Origin of the sequence: Promicromonospora vindobonensis, assembly GCF_042685865.1 — a bacterium.
In the GTDB taxonomy this organism is placed as follows: Bacteria; Actinomycetota; Actinomycetes; order Actinomycetales; family Cellulomonadaceae; genus Promicromonospora; species Promicromonospora vindobonensis.
This window is the reverse complement of record NZ_JBHUOG010000002.1, coordinates 3,404,859-3,423,641: the sequence shown is the minus strand read 5'-3', so window position 1 is coordinate 3,423,641 and position 18,783 is coordinate 3,404,859. Positions and strand designations below refer to the sequence as shown.

General features: G+C 68.9%; 14 protein-coding genes. 12 read left to right on the top strand and 2 right to left on the bottom strand.

Annotation, left to right across the window (positions count from 1 at the left end; all coding sequences use genetic code 11):
• Window positions 1-55 precede the first annotated feature (55 nt).
• Both ACFS27_RS28435 and ACFS27_RS28430 read left to right on the top strand, forming a co-directional pair.
• Complete coding sequence (locus ACFS27_RS28435; protein ID WP_377190599.1) at window positions 56-3,676, top strand: alpha-L-arabinofuranosidase C-terminal domain-containing protein; 3,621 nt, start codon at window positions 56-58, stop codon at window positions 3,674-3,676.
• A gap of 108 nt (window positions 3,677-3,784) precedes the next feature.
• The gene (locus tag ACFS27_RS28430; RefSeq protein ID WP_377190597.1) at window positions 3,785-4,564 is read left to right on the top strand and encodes a GTP pyrophosphokinase; all 780 of its coding nucleotides are present in this window, start codon (window positions 3,785-3,787) and stop codon (window positions 4,562-4,564) included.
• A gap of 79 nt (window positions 4,565-4,643) precedes the next feature.
• Here the strand turns inward: ACFS27_RS28430 and arfA are convergent, their stop codons facing one another.
• On the bottom strand, window positions 4,644-6,179 hold the full coding sequence (gene arfA / locus ACFS27_RS28425; protein WP_377190595.1) for an arabinosylfuranosidase ArfA: 1,536 nt from the start codon (window positions 6,177-6,179) through the stop codon (window positions 4,644-4,646).
• Between the two features lie 116 nt (window positions 6,180-6,295).
• On the opposite strand from arfA, the gene ACFS27_RS28420 reads away from it, so the two are divergent.
• The 10 genes from ACFS27_RS28420 to ACFS27_RS28375 all read left to right on the top strand — a co-directional run bounded on the left by ACFS27_RS28420 (window position 6,296) and on the right by ACFS27_RS28375 (window position 17,438).
• A complete protein-coding gene (locus tag ACFS27_RS28420; protein WP_377190593.1) occupies window positions 6,296-7,408 on the top strand; it encodes a LacI family DNA-binding transcriptional regulator in 1,113 nt (370 codons plus the stop codon).
• A gap of 203 nt (window positions 7,409-7,611) precedes the next feature.
• Entirely contained in the window at window positions 7,612-8,964 is a 1,353-nt protein-coding gene (locus tag ACFS27_RS28415) for an ABC transporter substrate-binding protein (RefSeq protein ID WP_377190591.1), read from the top strand.
• Window positions 8,961-9,920 carry a carbohydrate ABC transporter permease gene (locus ACFS27_RS28410; RefSeq protein ID WP_377190589.1) on the top strand — a complete coding sequence of 320 codons (960 nt, stop codon included), beginning with the start codon at window positions 8,961-8,963 and terminating at the stop codon, window positions 9,918-9,920. Before ACFS27_RS28415 ends, ACFS27_RS28410 begins: the two co-directional genes overlap by 4 nt.
• Window positions 9,920-10,822, top strand: coding sequence for a carbohydrate ABC transporter permease (locus tag ACFS27_RS28405; RefSeq protein WP_377190587.1), 903 nt, complete (start codon window positions 9,920-9,922; stop codon window positions 10,820-10,822). Before ACFS27_RS28410 ends, ACFS27_RS28405 begins: the two co-directional genes overlap by 1 nt.
• Before the next feature lie 263 nt (window positions 10,823-11,085).
• On the top strand, window positions 11,086-12,249 hold the full coding sequence (chvE, locus tag ACFS27_RS28400; RefSeq protein WP_377190586.1) for a multiple monosaccharide ABC transporter substrate-binding protein: 1,164 nt from the start codon (window positions 11,086-11,088) through the stop codon (window positions 12,247-12,249).
• A 177-nt stretch (window positions 12,250-12,426) separates the two neighbouring features.
• The gene (mmsA, locus tag ACFS27_RS28395; RefSeq protein ID WP_377190584.1) at window positions 12,427-13,998 is read left to right on the top strand and encodes a multiple monosaccharide ABC transporter ATP-binding protein; all 1,572 of its coding nucleotides are present in this window, start codon (window positions 12,427-12,429) and stop codon (window positions 13,996-13,998) included.
• Complete coding sequence (gene mmsB, locus ACFS27_RS28390) at window positions 13,995-15,176, top strand: multiple monosaccharide ABC transporter permease (RefSeq protein WP_377190582.1); 1,182 nt, start codon at window positions 13,995-13,997, stop codon at window positions 15,174-15,176. Before mmsA ends, mmsB begins: the two co-directional genes overlap by 4 nt.
• 146 nt (window positions 15,177-15,322) lie before the next feature.
• Entirely contained in the window at window positions 15,323-15,949 is a 627-nt protein-coding gene (locus tag ACFS27_RS28385) for a TetR/AcrR family transcriptional regulator (RefSeq protein WP_377190580.1), read from the top strand.
• 8 nt (window positions 15,950-15,957) lie between these two features.
• Window positions 15,958-16,716, top strand: coding sequence for an ABC transporter ATP-binding protein (locus tag ACFS27_RS28380; protein WP_377190578.1), 759 nt, complete (start codon window positions 15,958-15,960; stop codon window positions 16,714-16,716).
• On the top strand, window positions 16,713-17,438 hold the full coding sequence (locus ACFS27_RS28375; protein WP_377190576.1) for an ABC transporter permease: 726 nt from the start codon (window positions 16,713-16,715) through the stop codon (window positions 17,436-17,438). Before ACFS27_RS28380 ends, ACFS27_RS28375 begins: the two co-directional genes overlap by 4 nt.
• A gap of 26 nt (window positions 17,439-17,464) precedes the next feature.
• Here the strand turns inward: ACFS27_RS28375 and ACFS27_RS28370 are convergent, their stop codons facing one another.
• Window positions 17,465-18,772, bottom strand: coding sequence for a phytase (locus ACFS27_RS28370; RefSeq protein WP_377190574.1), 1,308 nt, complete (start codon window positions 18,770-18,772; stop codon window positions 17,465-17,467).
• Window positions 18,773-18,783: the final 11 nt, after the last annotated feature.

Here is an 18,783-nt window from a genome sequence, read left to right as displayed (position 1 = left end):
CACCTACCGCACGACGACCCACTCCACACTGACGTGACGAAGGGATCGATACGACATGGATCTACAACGATATAGAAGAGGTGCGCTCGCCATGGGCGCCGCGCTCGCGGTGAGCCTGGCAGGAGCGGTGGCACCTTCCGTCGCCGCACCGGGCGCCGCACCGGGCGCCGCTCCGGCGGCGTCCTCCACGGCGGCGTCGGCAGACGGCGACTACGCCGCCTACTTCTTCCCCTACTTCACCGGCGAGTCCACCGCGGACGGCGAGACCATCTCGTTCGCCGTCTCGAACGGCCCTGACCCGCTGGAGTGGACCACGCTGAACGGCGGCGAGCCGGTGCTCACCTCCGCCCTCGGCACCAAGGGCCTGCGCGACCCGTTCCTGATCCGGGGCGGCGACGGCACCTACTACCTGCTCGCGACCGACCTGCAGATCTACGGCGGCGGCAACTTCGGCGACGCCCAGGAGACGGGCAGCCGGTCGCTCATGGTGTGGGAGTCGACGGACCTGGTGAACTGGGGCGAGCAGCGCGAGATCGAGCTGGCCCCCGAGAACGCGGGCAACCTGTGGGCGCCCGAGGCGTACTGGGACGAGGCGGCGGGCGAGTTCGTCGTCTACTGGGCCTCAGCCCTGTACCCGGCCGACGTCCCGCCCGCCGAGCGCGACATCCGGACGTCGTACCAGCGCATGATGTACGCGACCACCACGGACTTCGAGACCTTCTCCGAGCCCGAGGTGTGGATCGACGAGCCGCAGGGCGACGGCCTCGGCATGATCGACTCGACGGTCCAGGAGGAGGACGGCGTCTACTACCGCCTCACCAAGGACGAGTCGTACATGGGGATGCGCCAGGAGTCGTCCACCGACCTCCGCCGCACGCAGGGCGTGACCGAGGGCGACGGCTGGGACCTGATCTCCGAGCGCGTCGGGTTCGGGCAGCCCAACCCCTGGGGCGGCACGTTCACCGGGGGTGAGGGACCGACCCTGTTCCCGTCGCTCACCGACGACCGCTGGTTCCTGCTGCAGGACCAGCCGAGCTACCACGGCGGCCAGGGCTACATGCTCTTCGAGTCCGACGACCTGAGCAGCGGCGAGTGGACGGCCAACCTCGACGCGACTCTTCCGGCCAGCCCGCGGCACGGCACCGTCCTGCCGATCACCGCGGAGGAGCAGGCCGCGCTGCTGGCGGCGTACCCGCCGGCTGAGGCACCAGTGCAGGAGCACACGCTCGACGTCGACGCCGCGGCAGCGGGCACGGAGATGAGCGACGACCTGTACGGCGTCTTCTACGAGGACATCAACTATGCGGCCGACGGCGGCCTGTATGCCGAACTGGTCCGCAACCGGTCCTTCGAGTTCGCGCCGACCGACAACAGCAGCTTCACCGGTATGACGGGGTGGGACGTGGTGCAGCGCGGCGGCGCGGGCACCGCGACGGTGGAGTCCGAGCGGAGCGAGTGGCTCAACGACTCGAACCGGGCCTACCTGACCGTCGACGCCGACGGCCCGGGCGTGGGCGTGCGCAACGCGAGCTACAACGAGGGTTTCGCGATCGAGAAGGGCAAGAAGTACGACTTCTCGGTGTTCGCGCGTGCCGAGCGCAAGCAGCGCCTCACCGTCAGCCTGGAGTCGCCGGACGGCGCTACGACGTACGCCTCCACCACGATCAACGTCAACGGCAGCGACCGGTGGAAGAAGCACTCGGCAAAGCTGACCGCGAGCGGGACCGTCAACGACGCCCGGCTCGTGGTGACGGGTGGCGCGGCCGGCGCGCTGCGGCTCGACATGGTCTCCCTGTTCCCGCGGGACACGTGGGAGGGCCCGGTCAACGGCCGTTCGGTGCTGCGCGAGGACCTCGCCCAGAAGGTCGCCGACCTCGAGCCGTCGTTCCTGCGGTTCCCCGGCGGCTGCGTCACCAACGTCGGCACCTTCGACACGTACCTGGAGTCGGACGGTGCGGACCGCCGTCGGACCTACCAGTGGAAGGAGACGATCGGGCCGGTCGAGGAGCGCCCGACCAACTGGAACTTCTGGGGCTACAACCAGACCTACGGTCTCGGCTATCTCGAGTACTTCGAGTTCGCAGAGGACCTGGGCGCCACGCCGCTGCCGGTGCTGTCGGTCGGCGCCAACGGCTGCGGCAGCACCATCCCCGAGCTGACCGACGACGCGGGCATCGACCGCTGGGTGCAGGACACCGTCGACCTCATCGAGTTCGCCAACGGCTCCGTGGACACGGAGTGGGGCGCGAAGCGCGCCGCGCTGGGCCACCCCGAGCCGTTCGACATGAAGTACATCGGGCTCGGCAACGAGGAGAACACGCGCACGTTCGAGGCCAACTTCCCGCGGTTCCGGGACGCCGTCGAGGCGGCGCACCCGGACGTCACGGTGATCTCGAACTCCGGCCCGGACGACGCCGGCGCCCGGTTCGACGAGCTCTGGGACTTCAACCGCGAGCAGGGCGTCGCGATGGTCGACGAGCACTACTACAACGACCCGTCGTGGTTCCTCAGCAACACGGAGCGCTACGACTCGTACGACCGTGAGGGTCCGCACGTGTTCCTCGGCGAGTACGCCTCGCGCGGCAACGCCTGGTCCAACGCGCTCTCGGAGGCCGCGTACATGACCGGTCTGGAGCGGAACTCCGACGTCGTCGAGCTCGCGTCCTATGCCCCGATGTTCGCCAACGAGGACCACGTCCAGTGGTCCCCGGACATGATGTGGTTCGACAACGACGAGTCGTGGGGCTCGACGTCGTACTACACGCAGCAGATGTTCATGACGAACACCGGCGACCAGGTGGTCCCGTCCACGCACGACGGCCCGGAGGAGACGCCGGAGGACCTGTCGGGCGGCGTCTTCCTGTCGACCTGGAACACCCAGGCCGCCTACGACGACGTGCGCGTCACCGACAACGAGTCCGGCGAGGTGCTCTTCTCCGACTCGTTCGACGACGGGTCGCAGTGGGACCCCAAGTCCGGTTCGTGGGCGGTGTCCGACGGCGAGTACGTGCAGTCGGCGGGCAACGTTACCGACGCCCGCTCGATCATCACCGACGCCTACTCCAAGGACTGGGACAACTACACCCTCGAGCTCGACGCCCGGAAGCTGGCCGGCAGCGAGGCGTTCCTCGTCGGGTTCGCCGCCGGGGGACAGGACGACTTCTACTGGTGGAACCTCGGCGGGTGGAACAACACGCGCCAGGCCCTCCAGCGGGCCGACGGCGGCCCGGCGGGCGAGGTGGCAGCTGTGGAGGGTCACCGCATGGAGACCGGCAAGGACTACCGCGTGAAGGTCGTGGTGTCCGGGCGGACCATCGAGCTGTACCTCGACGGTGAGCTGCAGATGAAGTACTCCGAGCCGACCACCGAGTCGCTCTACCAGGTGGTCACCCGCGACGCGGAGTCCGGCGACCTGGTGCTCAAGGTCGTCAACCCGTACGAGTCGGTCGCGCGCACGGCGGTGTCCGTGAACGGGGCCCAGGTGGGTCCGGAGGCGTCCGTGACCCAGATGAGCGGAGCGCCGTCGGCAGTGAACACCAAGACGCGACCCGACCGGATAGTGCCGGTGGAGGACACGGCGACGCTCGACGTGTCGCCGTCCGACGGGGGCACGGAGTTCACGTACGACTTCCCCGCGCACTCGATCACGTTCCTCCGCCTCACCGACGCCGGATAGCTGGTTGTGGGCGTGATCCTTGCGGCTGGAACGTGCACGTCGTCGCAAGGGTCGCGCCCACAACGAACTGGAGCCCATGGGACCGCCCCTAACCCGTACGGTGGACCCGTGAGCAAGCTGCCCGAGGATGTCAGGGAACATCCGATACCAGATCCCGCCGAGCTCCGAAGGCTCGTCGGAGAGATGCGCCGGCTGGTGCTGACCTACAAGTTCGGGATCGACGAGATCATGACCAAGGTCTCGATCCTGCGCGACGAGTTCCGGCACATGCAGAACTACAACCCGGTCGAACACGTGGGCTCGCGGCTCAAGTCGTTCGAGTCGATCGTCGCCAAGTGTCGCCGCAAGGGCATCCCGCTGACGCCGGAGGGCGTCCGGGCGCAGATGTTCGACATCGCAGGGGTGCGGATCACCTGCAGCTTCGTCAACGACATCTACCTGGTCCGCGACATGCTCCTGAAGCAGTCGGACATCACCGTCCTGGAAGAGCGGGACTACATCAAGAACCCGAAGGCGGCCGGGTACAAGTCGCTGCACCTCATCGTGCAGATCCCGGTGTTCCTGTCCGACCGGGTCGAGAACGTCATCGTCGAGATCCAGCTGCGCACCATCGCCATGGACTTCTGGGCGAGCCTCGAGCACAAGATCTACTACAAGTACGACGGCGACGTGCCCAGGCACCTCACGGACTCGCTCAAGCTCGCGGCCGACGTCGCCTGGTCGCTCGACACGTCGATGGAACGCATCCACGACGAGGTCAAGGCCATCTCTGGCGACGAAGAGCCGGTGACGAGCCGGCACAACCTGCACACCCCCGAGGAGATGCTGCGCGACTTCTGGCGGGCCGCCGAGGCCGACGGCGGGTTCGACTTCGAGAGCGAGAACTGACCCCCCCTTGGCTGTGGGCGTGATCGTTGCGCCTAAAACGGGCACGTAGCCGCAACGATCACGCCCACAGCCAAGGGGTTCAGTGGGTGGTGAGGGTCCCCGACAGTGCTGTCCACGACTCGGGGAGCAGAGTCACCCGAGTCGTCGTGCCACCGTCGCCGGCGGCGACCCGCCCTGCGACGTCGAACGCGCCCCAGTGCTCGGCGGCCACCTTCTCCGCGTGCTCCGGGCCGACGACGGCGGGCTCGTGGTCGGCCGTCATGGCCCAGCCCTCGGTGACCTCGAGCGCCGCACCCAGGTGCGCCAGCTCGACCTCGACCGGCTCGGCGGAGCGGTTGGTCAGGAACAGCGCGACGGCGCCGTCCGACAGGGTGGCCGCCGCCGTCACCGCAGGCACCTCGCCGTGGGCCTTCGTCGTGATGGTCGAGGTGGACACGCGCAGCTCGAGCGCCTCGCCCTCGGCGAGCCGCGCCGTCGTCGCGAAGGGGTGGAACGTCGGCTGGCGCCAGGCCTCTCCGCCGGGCTCTGTCATGATCGGCGCGATCACGTTGACGAGCTGGGCGAGGCAGGCGACGGGCACGCGGTCGGCGTGGTTCAGCAGGGTGACGAGCAGGTCGCCGACCACCACGGCGTCGAGCCCCGAGTAGACGTCCTCGATGATGCGCGGGGCGTCCCGCTGGATCGGCAGGTTCTCCTCGCCGGGGAAGCGGGTCTGCAGGTACCAGACGTTCCACTCGTCGAACGAGATGGTGATGCGCTTGTCGGAGCGGCGCTGAGCGCCCACGGCGTCGGCGGACGCGACCACCCGCTCGATGAACCGGTTCATCGCCGTACCGGAGCCGAGGAACGACGCGCGGTCGCCGTCGACCTCCTCGTAGTAGGCGTGCATCGAGATGTGGTCCACCAGGTCGTAGGTGTACTCGAGGACGGTGCGCTCCCACTCGCCGAACGTGGGCATCTGCATCGACGACGACCCGCACACGACGAGCTCGATCGACGGGTCGACGAGCTTCATCGCGGCGCCGGCGTTGCGGGCGAGCTTGCCGTACTCGTGCGCGTCCTTGTGCCCGATCTGCCAGGGACCGTCCATCTCGTTGCCCAGGCACCAGAGCTTGACGCCGTAGGGCTCCGCGCGGCCGTTCGCGATGCGCAGGTCGGCCCAGCGCGTGCCCGCCCGGCCGTTGCAGTACTCGAGCAGGGCCACCGCCTCTTCCACACCGCGGGTGCCGAGGTTGACCGCCATCATCGGCTCGATGCCCTCGCGCTCGGCCCACTGCAGGAACTCGTCGGTCCCCACGAGGTTGGGCTCGACGGTGCGCCAGGCGAGGTCGAGGAACGGCTTGCGCTGCTCCACCGGGCCGACGGCGTCCTCCCACCGGTAGTTCGACACGAAGTTGCCGCCCGGATACCGGACGGTGGTGACGCCGAGCTCGCGCGTCAGGTCGGCGACGTCCCTGCGGAAGCCGTGGTCGTCGGACGTCGGGTGGCCCGGTTCGTGGATGCCCGTGTAGACCGCGCGCCCCAGGTGCTCCACGAAGGAGCCGAAGAGGCGACGGTCGACGGCGCCGACGGTGAAGTCGGGGTGCAACAGGACGCGGGTGCGGGAGGTCGTCATTGTTCCTCGCTGATCGGTCGGCGGTTCTACAACGTTGCACACTAGCCGATGGACGACGCGTGGGCGACGACGGTCCTCTACCCTGTGGGAAAACTCGCGGAGTGGAGGCTGGCAGCGTGGCCGTGACGATGCACGACGTGGCGCAGCGCGCAGGCGTGTCCATCAAGACCGTGTCGAACGTGGTGAACGGCTATCCGTACATCCGGGCGCAGACCCGTGAGCGCGTCGAGGCAGCCATCGACGACCTGGGCTACCGGGTCAACATGTCCGCCCGGAACCTCCGTACGCGACGTACCGGGCTGATCACGCTGGCGGTCCCGGAGCTGTCGCTCCCGTACTTCGCGGAGCTGGCCGACGCCGTCATCTCCGCCGCCGACGCCGCCGGGTGGACGGTGCTCATCGAGCAGACGAGCGCGAGCCGGGAACGGGAGACCGAGGTGCTCTCCGGCCGGCGCAGGCACCTCACCGACGGGCTGATCTTCTCGCCCCTGGCGCTCGGGCCCGACGATCTCGGCCTGTTCGCCGTCGACTTCCCGCTGGTGCTGCTCGGCGAGCGCGTCTTCGGGGCGCCCGCCGACCACGTGACGATGAACAACGTCGCTGCGGCCAAGGCGGCGACCCTGCACCTGGCTTCGCTGGGCCGCCGTCGGATCGCCGTGATCGGGGCGCACGAGGGGGAGCAGGTCGGGTCCGCGGCTCTCCGGACCGCGGGATACCGCGAAGGGCTCGAGGAAGCGGGGCTGCCGTTCGTGCCGGAGCTCGTCGGTGAGGCCGGCCTCTGGCACCGCTCCACCGGGGCGGAGGCGATGAGCCGGATGCTTGACGACGGGGTCGAGCTCGACGCCGTCTTCGCACTCAACGACGCGCTCGCCCTCGGTGCCCTGCATGCCCTGCACGCGCACCGGATCGACGTCCCCGGGGACGTGGCGCTCATCGGGTTCGACGACGTCGACGACGCGAAGTACTCCGTCCCCGCGCTGACCTCCGTGGATCCTGGACGGGACCAGATCGCGCACACCGCCGTGGAGCTGCTGCTGGAGCGTATCGGCGCGACCGGTCCGGGCGGTGCGAACGGTGCGGGCGACCCGGCGCCGTTCCGCAAGGTGGTGCCGGACTCGCGGATCGTGGGCAGGGAGTCCACGGGCGACGTCGGTACGGGCGAGCCCAGCCGGGTGGTGGGCACCCAGGCGGGCGGCACCGAGCTGGTATCGGTCCGGACCGTCGTGTGATCGGCAGAATGTCAGGTGATCGGTAGTCCGGGGCTGCCGATCACCTGACGTTTTGCCGATCGTCTGGCGTCGGCCTCTTGCCACGGGGGCCAGTTGCCGGTAGAACGGTGCTCGGCGTTCCTACAACGTTGAAAAGAGCCCCGGCGACGACGCCGGGCGAGCCCCGGCCCTTCGGCCGTGGCACCGAATCAAGGAGGACTCGGATGCGTAGATCAGCCCGACGCCGAGGCGTGGCTGCCGCAGCCGCCATGGCCGTATCCGCCGCCGGTCTCGCGGCCTGCTCCGATGGCGGCGGTGGCGCAGCGGAAGCGACCTGCACCAACGAGATCAAGCAGGCCGACGCCACCCAGGTGACCGTGTGGGCGTGGTACCCCTCGTTCGAGACGATCGTGGACCGCTTCAACGAGACCCACACCGACCTGCAGGTCTGCTGGACCAACGCCGGCCAGGGTGCCGACGAGTACAACAAGTTCCAGACCGCCATCGAGGCGGGTACCGGAGCACCCGACGTGATCATGCTCGAGGCGGAGGTGCTGCCCACCTTCACGATCCTCGACTCGCTCGTGGACCTGTCCGAGTACGGCGCGGGCGAGCTCGAGGCCGACTTCACGGCGGGCTCCTGGTCCGACGTCTCCAACGGCGACTCCGTCTACGCGATCCCCGTCGACGGCGGCCCCATGGGCATGCTGTACCGGGCCGACATCTTCGAGGAGCACGGCGTCGAGGTGCCGACCACCTGGGACGAGTTCGCGAAGGCCGCGCAGGACCTGCGCGACGCCGGCTTCGACGGCCACATCACCGACTTCCCGACGAACGGCAACGCGCTCAACTACGCGCTGTTCGCGCAGAACGGCTGGGAGCCGTTCCAGTACGACGCCGCGAAGCCGACCGAGATCGGCATCAACGTCGACAGCCCGGAGGCCGAGGAGGTCCTCGGCTACTGGAAGGGTCTGATCGACGACGACCTGGTGGCGACGGAGGACGCGTTCACCACCGACTACAACGCGGCGCTCGTCGACGGCACCTACGCCGTCTACCTCGCGGCGGCGTGGGGCCCCGGTTACCTGCAGGGCCTGTCGGAGGCCGACGCCGGTGCCGAATGGCGCGCGGCTCCGCTCCCGCAGTGGGACCCGGAGAACCCCGTCCAGGTGAACTGGGGCGGCTCCACGTTCGCCGTGACCACCCAGTCAGAGCAGCCGGAGGCCGCCGCGACGGTGGCCAAGGAGCTGTTCGGCGACGAGGAGACCTGGAAGCTCGGCGTCGAGGAGGCTGCCCTCTGGCCCCAGTGGAAGCCGATGCTCGAGTCGGACTGGTTCACGGGCCTCGAGGCGCCGTTCTTCGGTGGCCAGAAGATCAACGAGGAGGTGTTCCTCGACGCGGCGAACGGGTACGAGGGCTTCTCGTTCAGCCCGTTCCAGGTCTACGCCTACGACCAGCAGACGCAAGCGCTCTTCGACATGGTCGAGAACGACACCGACGCCGCCACCACGCTGGGCACCATCCAGGACGGTCTGGTGCAGTACGCCACCGAGCAGGGCTTCACGGTCTCCGAATGAGCTCGGGACTGAGCTCGCTACTGAGCGAGAGCAAGAGCGCCGTCACGACGAGGACGGGCCGGCCCACCAGCAAGATCGCCAGCCGGCGGCAGCGCTGGGGATACGTGTACGTGGCACCGTTCGCCGTGGTGTTCGCCGTGTTCCTGGTGCTGCCACTCGGCTATGCGCTGTGGATGAGCCTGCACAACAAGGGCATCGCGACGGCCGGCCGCAACGTGTTCGTGGGCGCGGACAACTACGTCAAGGCCTTCACGGACCCGGTGTTCCTGGAAGGCCTGTGGCGGGTGCTCCGGTTCGTGCTGGTCATGGTGCCGGTCCAGATCCTGGTCGCGCTCGTGGCGGCGCTCCTGCTCGACACGCTCGCCACGCGGCTGAGCCAGGTCTCGCGGCTGCTGATCTTCGTGCCGTACGCCATCCCTGCCGTGATCGGGGCCCTCATGTGGGGCTTCCTCTACAGCCCGCGGTTCGGGCCGGCGCAGGACCTGTTCGGCCTCGTGGGTCTGACCGCGCCGAACTTCCTCAGCTCCGCCAACATCTTCGGATCGCTGGTCAACATCGTGACCTGGCAGTGGGTCGGCTACTACATGATCATCATCTACGCGGCCCTGAGGTCGATCGACCCGTCGATCTACGAGGCAGCGGTGCTCGACGGCGCCGACCGCCGGCAGATCGCGCTGCGGATCAAGGTGCCCATGATCTCGTCGTCGATGGTCATGATCGTGGTCTTCGCGCTCATCGGCACCCTGCAGTTCTTCACGGAGCCGCAGGTGCTGCGGTCCTCCGCGATGGGCGCCATCCCGACCGACTACACGCCGAACATGTACGCGTTCGCCACGGCGTTCAACTACAGCCAGTTCAACTACGCGTCGACGCTCGCGTTCTCGCTGGGCTTCCTGGTGTTCGTGGGCTCGTACCTGTTCCTGTTCCTGACGCGCAAGCAGAGCGGGCTCAAGTGATGGCGAACTCGACACTTCTCTCCGGAACCCGCGCGGAGCGGGCCACCGGCGCACCCGTCGGCCAGGGCCGCCGGCTGGGCTCCCACGTGGTGCTCGTGCTGCTCGCGCTCTACTTCGTCGTACCGCTGTGGTGGCTCCTGGTGGCGTCCACCAAGACGAACGCGGGCCTGTTCGGCGGAGCGCCGCTCTGGTTCGGCTCCGACTTCGCCCTCGCCGACAACATCGCCGGCCTCTTCAGCCACCAGGGCGGCATCTACTGGATCTGGTTCCGCAACTCGTTCGTGTACGCCCTCGCGGGCGGCGTCGGTGCGACGGTGCTTTCGGTACTGGCCGGGTACGGCCTGGCCAAGTACCGGTTCCGCGGCCGGAGCGTGTTCTTCGCGCTGCTCCTCGGCTCGGTGATGGTGCCGATGACGGCGCTCGTGATCCCGACCTTCGTGCTGCTCAGCGGGATGGGCCTGCTCAACACGATGTGGGCGGTGATCCTGCCGTCGCTGCTCAGCCCGGTCGGCGTCTACCTGGTGCGGGTCTACGCGCAGGACGCGGTCCCCGAGGAGGTGCTGGACGCCGGCCGGGTGGACGGAGCGGGTGAGATCCGGCTCTTCTTCCAGGTGGTGCTGCCGCTGCTGCGGCCGGCGATCGTGACTGTGCTGCTGCTCACCACCGTCGCGACGTGGAACAACTTCTTCCTCCCCCTGGCCGTGCTCCGGGACCCGAATCTGCTGCCGGTCACGGTGGGGATCTATAACTGGCAAGCCCTTTCCAATGCCGGTGCGGGAGGCGAGCAGGTGTGGAACCTCATCGTCACCGGGTCGTTCCTGTCCGTAGTTCCCCTGGTTGCAGCGTTTCTCTCCCTGCAGAAGTACTGGCAGGGCGGGTTGTCGCTCGGGAGCGTCCGGTGAGGGGCGCGTGACGCCTCGCGCAGCAGGTGAGCGGGTTCAGGCTTCCTTGACCTGGCTCCCAGCTGGTTGACGGTATCAATGCCGTAACCATTCGAGAAGGGTTCCTTACATTTCCTCGACCGCGGCTACGGTGATAGCGTCGCCGATCGATCGTGGCGGAGTTCACCTCGACACGATTTTGACCGGCGCTCGTGTGAGCGTTAACAATCGGTAGTCGGCCGGGTCGCAGACGTGCCCGGAGGGAACCTCGAAGAGGAGATGTCATGGCAAGGAAGCTGTGGGCCAAGCGCGGTATGGCCGCGCTGGCAACGGGTGCGATGGCTGTCTCGCTCGCCGCGTGCGGCGGCGGTGGCGCAGGTGGCGGCGGTGGCGGTGGCGGGGACGACGAAGAGGGCGGCCTCGTGGGCGTTGCCATGCCCACCCAGACGTACGAGCGCTGGATCGCGGACGGCGACGCCGTCAAGAGCGGTCTCGAGGAGGCCGGGTACGACGTCGACCTGCAGTTCGCGGGCGACGACATCCCGACCCAGCAGCAGCAGATCGAGGCGATGATCAGCAAGGGCGCCGAGGCACTCATCATCGCTTCCATCGACGGCACCGCGCTGGGCAGCCAGCTCGAGCAGGCCGCGGCCGCGGACATCCCGGTGATCTCGTACGACCGCCTGATCCGTGACTCGGAGAACGTCGACTTCTACGTCACGTTCGACAACTACGAGGTCGGCGTGCAGCAGGGCACCTCGCTGCTCACCGGGCTCGGCATCCTGGACGAGAACGGCGAGGAGGCCGCTGACGCGCCCGAGGGGCCGTTCAACATCGAGCTCTTCGCCGGTTCGCCCGACGACAACAACGCCGGGTTCTTCTTCGACGGTGCGATGGAAGTGCTCCAGCCGTACATCGACGACAAGACGCTCGTCGTGCCATCGAAGCAGACCGACTTCGGCACCGTCGCCATCCAGCGCTGGGAGCAGGAGGGCGCGCAGGAGCGCATGGAGAACCTGCTGACGTCCACCTACACCGGGGGCGACACGACCATCGACGGCGTGCTTGCCCCGGCCGACGTGCTGTCGCGCGGTGTCATCACCGCTCTGCAGAACTCCGGCTACGGCAAGGGCGACCTCGACATGCCGATCATCACCGGGCAGGACGCCGAGGCCGCGTCGGCCAAGCTGATCGAGAGCGGCGACCAGTACTCGACCATCTTCAAGGACACCCGGCTCCTGGCCGAGCAGGCCGTCATCGCCGCCACGTCCTTCCTTGAGGGCACGGAGCCCGAGGCGAACGACACGGAGACCTACGAGAACGGCGTGAAGGTCGTGCCGTCGTACCTGCTCCCCACGGTGATCGTCACCGCGGACAACCTCGAGGCCGAGCTGATCGAGTCCGGCTACCTCACCGAGGAAGAGGTCGCTTCCGGCCAGACCGACTAGGTCTGACGCCCGGGCAGCACCGGTACCGACTCCGCTGACGACCCGACGGCCGGTCGGTGGTCGCGCTTCCAGGGACCTAGGTCTCGATAGCTCGACCACCGGCCGGCCAGCCGGGACCGGACCGGCGTAGGGCACCGCAACACCACCACTGGCGACAAGTACGCGACAAGGACTGGCATGGCCGATTCGGCGCCGACCGACATCCTCGAGATGCGCGGCATCACCAAGACATTCCCCGGGGTCAAGGCACTCCAGGACGTCAACCTCACTGTCCGTCGAGGCGAGATCCACGCGATCTGCGGCGAGAACGGGGCGGGCAAGTCCACCCTGATGAAGGTGCTCTCGGGCGTGTACCCGTTCGGCACCTACGACGGCGACATCGTGCTCGACGGCGAGACCGCCCACTTCGGTACCATCAACGACTCCGAGGCGCGGGGCGTGGTGATCATCCACCAGGAGCTCGCGCTCGTCCCGTACCTGTCGATCGCCGAGAACATCTTTCTCGGCAACGAGCGCCGCCGGGCCGGCGGCACGATCGACTGGAACAGGACGAACGCCGAGGCTGCCACGCTCCTCGAGCGAGTAGGGCTCAACGAGACGCCCACCACCCTCATCTCCGCGCTCGGCGTGGGCAAGCAGCAGCTCGTGGAGATCGCCAAGGCGATCTCCAAGGACGTCAGCCTGCTCATCCTCGACGAGCCGACGGCGGCCCTGAACGACAACGACTCCGAGCACCTGCTCAAGCTGCTCCGTCAGTTCAAGGAGCAGGGGATCACGTCGATCATGATCTCCCACAAGCTGGCCGAGATCGCCGAGATCGCCGACCGCACCACCATCATCCGCGACGGCCGGTCGATCGAGACCTTCGACATGGCCGAGGCGGGCGGGTCGTCCGAGGCGATCCAGAACCGCATCATCCGCGGCATGGTGGGTCGTGACCTCGACAACCGGTACCCGGACCGGGAATCGCACCCCGGTGCGGAGGTGCTCCGGGTCGAGGACTGGACGGTGCATCACCCGACCCAGCCAGGGCGCGTCGTCGTCGACAAGGCGAACCTGAACGTCCGGGCCGGCGAGGTGGTCGGTATCGCGGGCCTGATGGGCGCCGGGCGTACCGAGCTCGCGATGTCGGTGTTCGGTCGCTCCTACGGCCGGGACATCTCCGGCAAGGTCTACCTGGACGGCAAGCAGGTGAGCGTCGGGACCGTGCCGGACGCGATCAAGGCCGGGATCGCCTACGTGTCCGAGGACCGCAAGCAGTACGGGCTCAACCTCATCGAGGACATCCGGCGGAACATCTCGGCGGCAGGCCTCGGCAAGCTGTCGAGGCACGGCTTCGTGGACGAGAACGAGGAGCTCAAGGTCGCGGGCGAGTACCGCGAGTCCATGAACATCCGCACCCCCAACGTGCTGGTGGAGGTGGGCAAGCTCTCGGGCGGCAACCAGCAGAAGGTGGTGCTGTCCAAGTGGCTGTACACCGCGCCTGAGGTGCTGATCCTCGACGAGCCCACGCGCGGCATCGACGTCGGCGCCAAGTACGAGATCTACACCATCATCAACGAGCTGGTCGCGGCGGGGAAGGCCGTGCTGGTCATCTCCTCGGAGCTCCCCGAGCTCCTCGGGATCTGTGACCGCATCTACACCCTGGCCTTTGGCCGCATCACTGGCGAGGTCGACGTGACCTCAGCCACCCAGGAAGGGCTCATGGCTCTCATGACCCAGGAGAACCCGCAGGAGACGAAGGCATGACCGGCATCGCGAATCTCAAAGAGCTGTTCACCCGCAACCTGCGCCAGAGCGGTATCTATATCGCATTCGTGCTGATCGTCGTGCTGTTCAGCGTGCTGACGAACGGGCTGCTGCTCAGCTCGCGGAACCTGACCACGCTCGTGCTGCAGTTCTCGTACATCCTCATCCTCGCCATCGGCATGGTGATCATCATCATCGGCGGGCATATCGACCTGTCGGTGGGCTCGGTCGTCGCACTGACCGGAGCGGTGGCCGCAGTGGCCGTGATCCGGAACGGGCTGCCCTGGTGGGTCGGTGTCCTTGCCGCGATCGGCACAGGGCTCCTGGTCGGTGCCTGGCAAGGGTTCTGGGTGGCCTACGTCGGGATTCCAGCGTTCATCGTCACGTTGGCGGGCATGCTGCTCTTCCGTGGCCTCACGCTCGAGGTGCTCAACAACGTCTCGCTCTCGCCGTTCCCGAGCGAGTACACGGGCATCGCCACCGGCTTCCTCAACGGGTTGCTCGGCGGGTACGGCTACGACACGTTCACGCTCGTCGTCTTCGGCATCGGTGTGCTGGGCTTCGCGTACAACTCGTGGCGCAACCGCCGCGCGCGCGTCGCCTACAACCAGACGGTCGAAGCCCCGGTGCTGTTCGTGCTCAAGCTCGTGGTGATCGCCGCACTCGTCATGTGGTTCGCGTGGAACCTCGCCTCCTACCGCGGCCTGCCGACGGTGCTGATCATCCTGGCCGTGCTGGTCATGGTCTACACGCTGGTCACCAAGCACAGCGTGTTCGGGCGGCACGTCTACGCGATCGGTGGCAACCTCGCGGCGGCCCAGCTGTCCGGCGTCCGCGTGAAGCGCGTGAACTTCTGGATGTTCGTGAACATGGGCTTCCTCGCCTCGATCGCGGGCATCGTGTTCTCCGCCCGGTCGAGCGCCGCCCAGCCGGCGGCCGGCAACATGTTCGAGCTCGACGCGATCGCGGCCTGCTTCATCGGTGGTGCCGCAGTGACCGGCGGTATCGGCACCGTGACCGGCGCGATGGTCGGTGGCCTCATCATGGCCGTCATGTCCAACGGCATGCAGCTCATGGGCGTGGACCAGTCCACCCAACAGGTGGTCAAGGGCGTCGTGCTGCTCCTGGCCGTCGCGTTCGACGTCTGGAACAAGAAGCGGGCGACCGTGGCCCGCTGAGCGGCCTGCGCGAACCTTGGATCGAACGGCGGTCGGCCCACACGGGCCGGCCGCCACTCGGTAGAACGTTCGCCCGAACCGTCGGAAGCTCCCGAGCGCTCCAGCTCGGGAGCTTCTGTCGTCGGGCGGTGGGCGAGAATGGCCGGATGGCATCACCCGATTCCGCGCCGCGCCGGGGCCGTCGTCCTGCCGGGCAGGACGCACGTGCCGAGATCCTCGCAGCGGCCCGCACGGAGTTCGTCGAGCGCGGGTACGAGGCAGCCTCCCTGCGCTCGGTCGCCCGTCGCGCCGGCGTGGACCCGGGGACGGTGCGGCACTGGTTCCCTGACAAGGCCCAGCTGCTGACGGCGATGCTCGGGGTCGTCGGGATCGACCCCGGCGCGGTCGTCGGGCAGGTGGCGACCGGCCCGGTGGACACGCTGGGGGAGCGGCTCGTCGAGGCGCTGCTCGGCCTCTGGGACGAGTACGGCGGTGACACGGTCCGGGTGGTCGTGCCGGCCGTCATGTCGGACGCCACGCTGCGTGGGCTGCTGTCCCAGTTCATCGGCGCAGCGATCCTCGGCCCGGTGGTGCGTGCGCTCGACGTGCCCGAGGCGCCCCTGCGCACCGCCCTCGTGGCGTCCCAGATGGCCGGCCTCATGATGACCCGCTTCCTGGTCCCGGTGGAGCCGCTCGCCTCGATGCGCCCGGCGGCGGTGGCCGCGCTCGTCGGCCCCAACCTGCAGCGGTATCTGACGGGAGACCTTGCGGCGCCGCCGACCGAGCGCGCATAATTCCTCACATGAGGAAAAACGCGGTGGTGATCCGTGGCCTGCGTGTGGTCCGCGGCGGCAGACCGATCATCGACGGGCTCGACCTCAGCGTGCCCGCCGGTTCCGTCGTCGGGTTGATGGGGCCGTCCGGCTCCGGCAAGACGACGCTCATGCGCTCGCTGGTCGGCGTGCAGGACAAGGTGACCGGGTCGGTCGAGGTGCTCGGCAGCGCCGCGGGCAGTCCGGGCCTGCGCCGCAGGGTCGGCTACATGACGCAGGACGCCAGCGTCTACACCGACCTCACCGTCGTCCAGAACCTCCGGTACTTCGCGGCTCTGGCAGGCGTACCCGCGTCGGCCGAGGCCGTAGCTGCGGCGGTCGGCACCGTCGACCTCGGCGGGCACGAGAAGCAGCGCGTCGGCACGCTGTCCGGCGGCGAGCGGTCGCGGGTCTCTCTCGCCGCGGCCCTCGTGGGCGGCCCGGAGCTGCTCGTCCTGGACGAGCCCACCGTCGGCCTCGATCCCGTGCTGCGCCGCGACCTGTGGGCGGTGTTCCGCCGGCTGGCCGCCGAGGGGCGCACGCTCCTGGTCTCCAGCCACGTCATGGACGAGGCGGTGCAGTGCGACCGGCTGCTCCTGATGCGCGACGGCGCCCTCGTCGCGGACACCACGCCCGACGAGCTGCTGGCCACGACCGGGGCGCCCGACGCCGAGCGTGCGTTCCTCGCGCTGATCGACGCAGCTCAGCCGGCTCAGGGGACGGCGCCCACCGAGGAGACGGCACGATGAACCTGACCTTCGCCACCGCCGGCCGTGTGCTGTCCCAGCTGCGCGGCGACCACCGCACGGTCGCCCTGATCATCGTGCTCCCGTGCCTGCTGATCGGCCTCATCGCCTGGATGTTCGACGACCAGCCGCAGGTGCTCGACCGGTTCGGCCCCATGCTGGTGGGCATCTTCCCGCTCATCGTGATGTTCCTGGTCACGAGCGTCGCGACGCTCCGCGAGCGGCAGTCGGGCACGCTGGAGCGGCTCATGACCACGCCCATTCGCAAGGGCGACTTCGTGGCGGGCTACGGCCTCGCGTTCGCGACGCTGGCCCTGGTCCAGGCTCTCGTGGTGGTGGGCTTCGCGACGTGGGTGGGCATGGACGTGGCGGGACCGCTGTGGCTCGTGCTGGTCGTGGCGATGCTCGACGCGGTGCTCGGCTGCACGCTGGGACTGGCCGCATCGGCGCTGGCCCGCAGCGAGTTCCAGGCGGTCCAGATGATGCCGGCGATCCTGTTCCCGCAGCTCATCACCTGCGGGCTCCTGATGCCGCGCGACCAGATGCCCGAGGTCCTGGAGTGGCTGTCCCGCGTCTTCCCGCTCACCTACGCCGTCGAGGCGATGACGTCGCTCGCGGCGGGCGACGAGTGGGCAGGCATCCGAGGTGCGGTCGGGGTCATCGCCCTGTTCATCGTGGGGGCGGTGCTCCTTGGCGTGCTGACTCTCCGCCGTCGGACGGAGTGAGCCCCCAACCTTTGTCCGGGCAGGCGTCAGGGCAGGCGGAGTGCCTGCGCGACGTCGGCCCAGTGGACGTAGGAGAAGCCCGTCGCGTCCCGGTCCGGGTCCGCGTCGGGGCCGGTCTCTGGCTCGTCGTGCGTGACCAGCAGCCCCGACTCGTACTCGCCGACGGGCGCGTTCGACACCGCGAGGCCGTCCGACCCCTTGACGTCGTCCACTCCGTCGCCGGCCACCCGGAAGGTACCGAGCGAGCGGTTGCTGCCGGTCAGGGCGTACACGCCGTAGGTGCCATCACCCTGGCTCGACACGAGCACGTAGCCCGTGCGGCCGGGGCCGTACCAGATGTCGACGCCCTCGGCGTCGGCGGTCAGGTTCTTGCCCCCGTACGACGGTGCGGCCGGGTCCACGGGGGCGCACTCCTCCGTCTCGGGGTCGTAGGCGTCGTGGACGCCGAAGTCCGTGACCTTGTCGACCAGGCGCGGCTCGCCGGAGCCCAGCGGGAGCGGCACCCGCCAGAGGCCGACGTCCTCCTGTGCCGCGTAGAGCGTCCCTGTGCGGCGGTCCACGGCAACGCCCTCGAGCTGCGGCCCGACGCCCGGCTCCTCGCACGGGACCCAGGTCGAGCCGTCGGGCAGTGGGAACTCGCCAGGGACCGCCAGGTGCTCGACATCGGTGTAGCCGATGCCGTCGGGGCCGGTCGTGAGCCGGGCCGTCGCGATGGTGGGGTTCCCCTCCTGCGTGACCACCGCGTACGTCTCGCCGTCACGCGGCTGGTAGACGGCCAGGCCGTACGCCGTCTGGTCCTCGGCGACCGTCGCGCGGTCCGGGCTGAACAGGAACTCCAGCTCGGGAGCGGTCACCTCGGTGAGCGGCGTGGCGGCGTCGGCCCCGGCGGGATCGATGGCGAAGAAGCGGATCTGGTCGTTGTACCGGTCCGAGACGACGGCGACGTCCGTCGTCTCGCCGTCCACATCGAGGCCGTAGGCGATGTCCACGTTGTTGTACCGGCCCGGGACGCCGTCGGCGCGGGGAGCCGCCGTGGCCGCGACCGACTGCAGCTCGGTCGCGGCCACGGAGTAGACGCGCAGGCCGCCCTCCTTGGCCGTCGCGACGACGAGCGAACGGTCCGAGTCGTCCGGGTGCACCCAGATCGCGGGGTCGTCGCCCGACGCGTTGCCGCCGGCCGCGTCGTCGTACAGCGGGGGCGTCTCCACCGAGGTGGTGACGGTCGCGGGGGCGGACACCGGCCGCTCCGGCGCGCCGCTCGCGGCCGCAGAGGCCGGGACGAGGGTGGACAGGAGCAGCAGGGCGGCCGGCAGGGCGGCGAAGCGACGTCGCATGGCCCGAGGCT

Excerpts from the sequence above, each read along its gene's own strand:
- ACFS27_RS28435 (WP_377190599.1), top strand. The coding sequence starts at position 56 with ATGGATCTACAACGATATAGAAGAGGTGCGCTCGCCATGGGCGCCGCG.
- arfA (WP_377190595.1), bottom strand. The coding sequence starts at position 6,179 with ATGACGACCTCCCGCACCCGCGTCCTGTTGCACCCCGACTTCACCGTC.
- ACFS27_RS28415 (WP_377190591.1), top strand. The coding sequence starts at position 7,612 with ATGCGTAGATCAGCCCGACGCCGAGGCGTGGCTGCCGCAGCCGCCATG.
- ACFS27_RS28410 (WP_377190589.1), top strand. The coding sequence starts at position 8,961 with ATGAGCTCGGGACTGAGCTCGCTACTGAGCGAGAGCAAGAGCGCCGTC.
- ACFS27_RS28405 (WP_377190587.1), top strand. The coding sequence starts at position 9,920 with ATGGCGAACTCGACACTTCTCTCCGGAACCCGCGCGGAGCGGGCCACC.
- chvE (WP_377190586.1), top strand. The coding sequence starts at position 11,086 with ATGGCAAGGAAGCTGTGGGCCAAGCGCGGTATGGCCGCGCTGGCAACG.
- mmsA (WP_377190584.1), top strand. The coding sequence starts at position 12,427 with ATGGCCGATTCGGCGCCGACCGACATCCTCGAGATGCGCGGCATCACC.
- mmsB (WP_377190582.1), top strand. The coding sequence starts at position 13,995 with ATGACCGGCATCGCGAATCTCAAAGAGCTGTTCACCCGCAACCTGCGC.
- ACFS27_RS28385 (WP_377190580.1), top strand. The coding sequence starts at position 15,323 with ATGGCATCACCCGATTCCGCGCCGCGCCGGGGCCGTCGTCCTGCCGGG.
- ACFS27_RS28380 (WP_377190578.1), top strand. The coding sequence starts at position 15,958 with ATGAGGAAAAACGCGGTGGTGATCCGTGGCCTGCGTGTGGTCCGCGGC.
- ACFS27_RS28375 (WP_377190576.1), top strand. The coding sequence starts at position 16,713 with ATGAACCTGACCTTCGCCACCGCCGGCCGTGTGCTGTCCCAGCTGCGC.
- ACFS27_RS28370 (WP_377190574.1), bottom strand. The coding sequence starts at position 18,772 with ATGCGACGTCGCTTCGCCGCCCTGCCGGCCGCCCTGCTGCTCCTGTCC.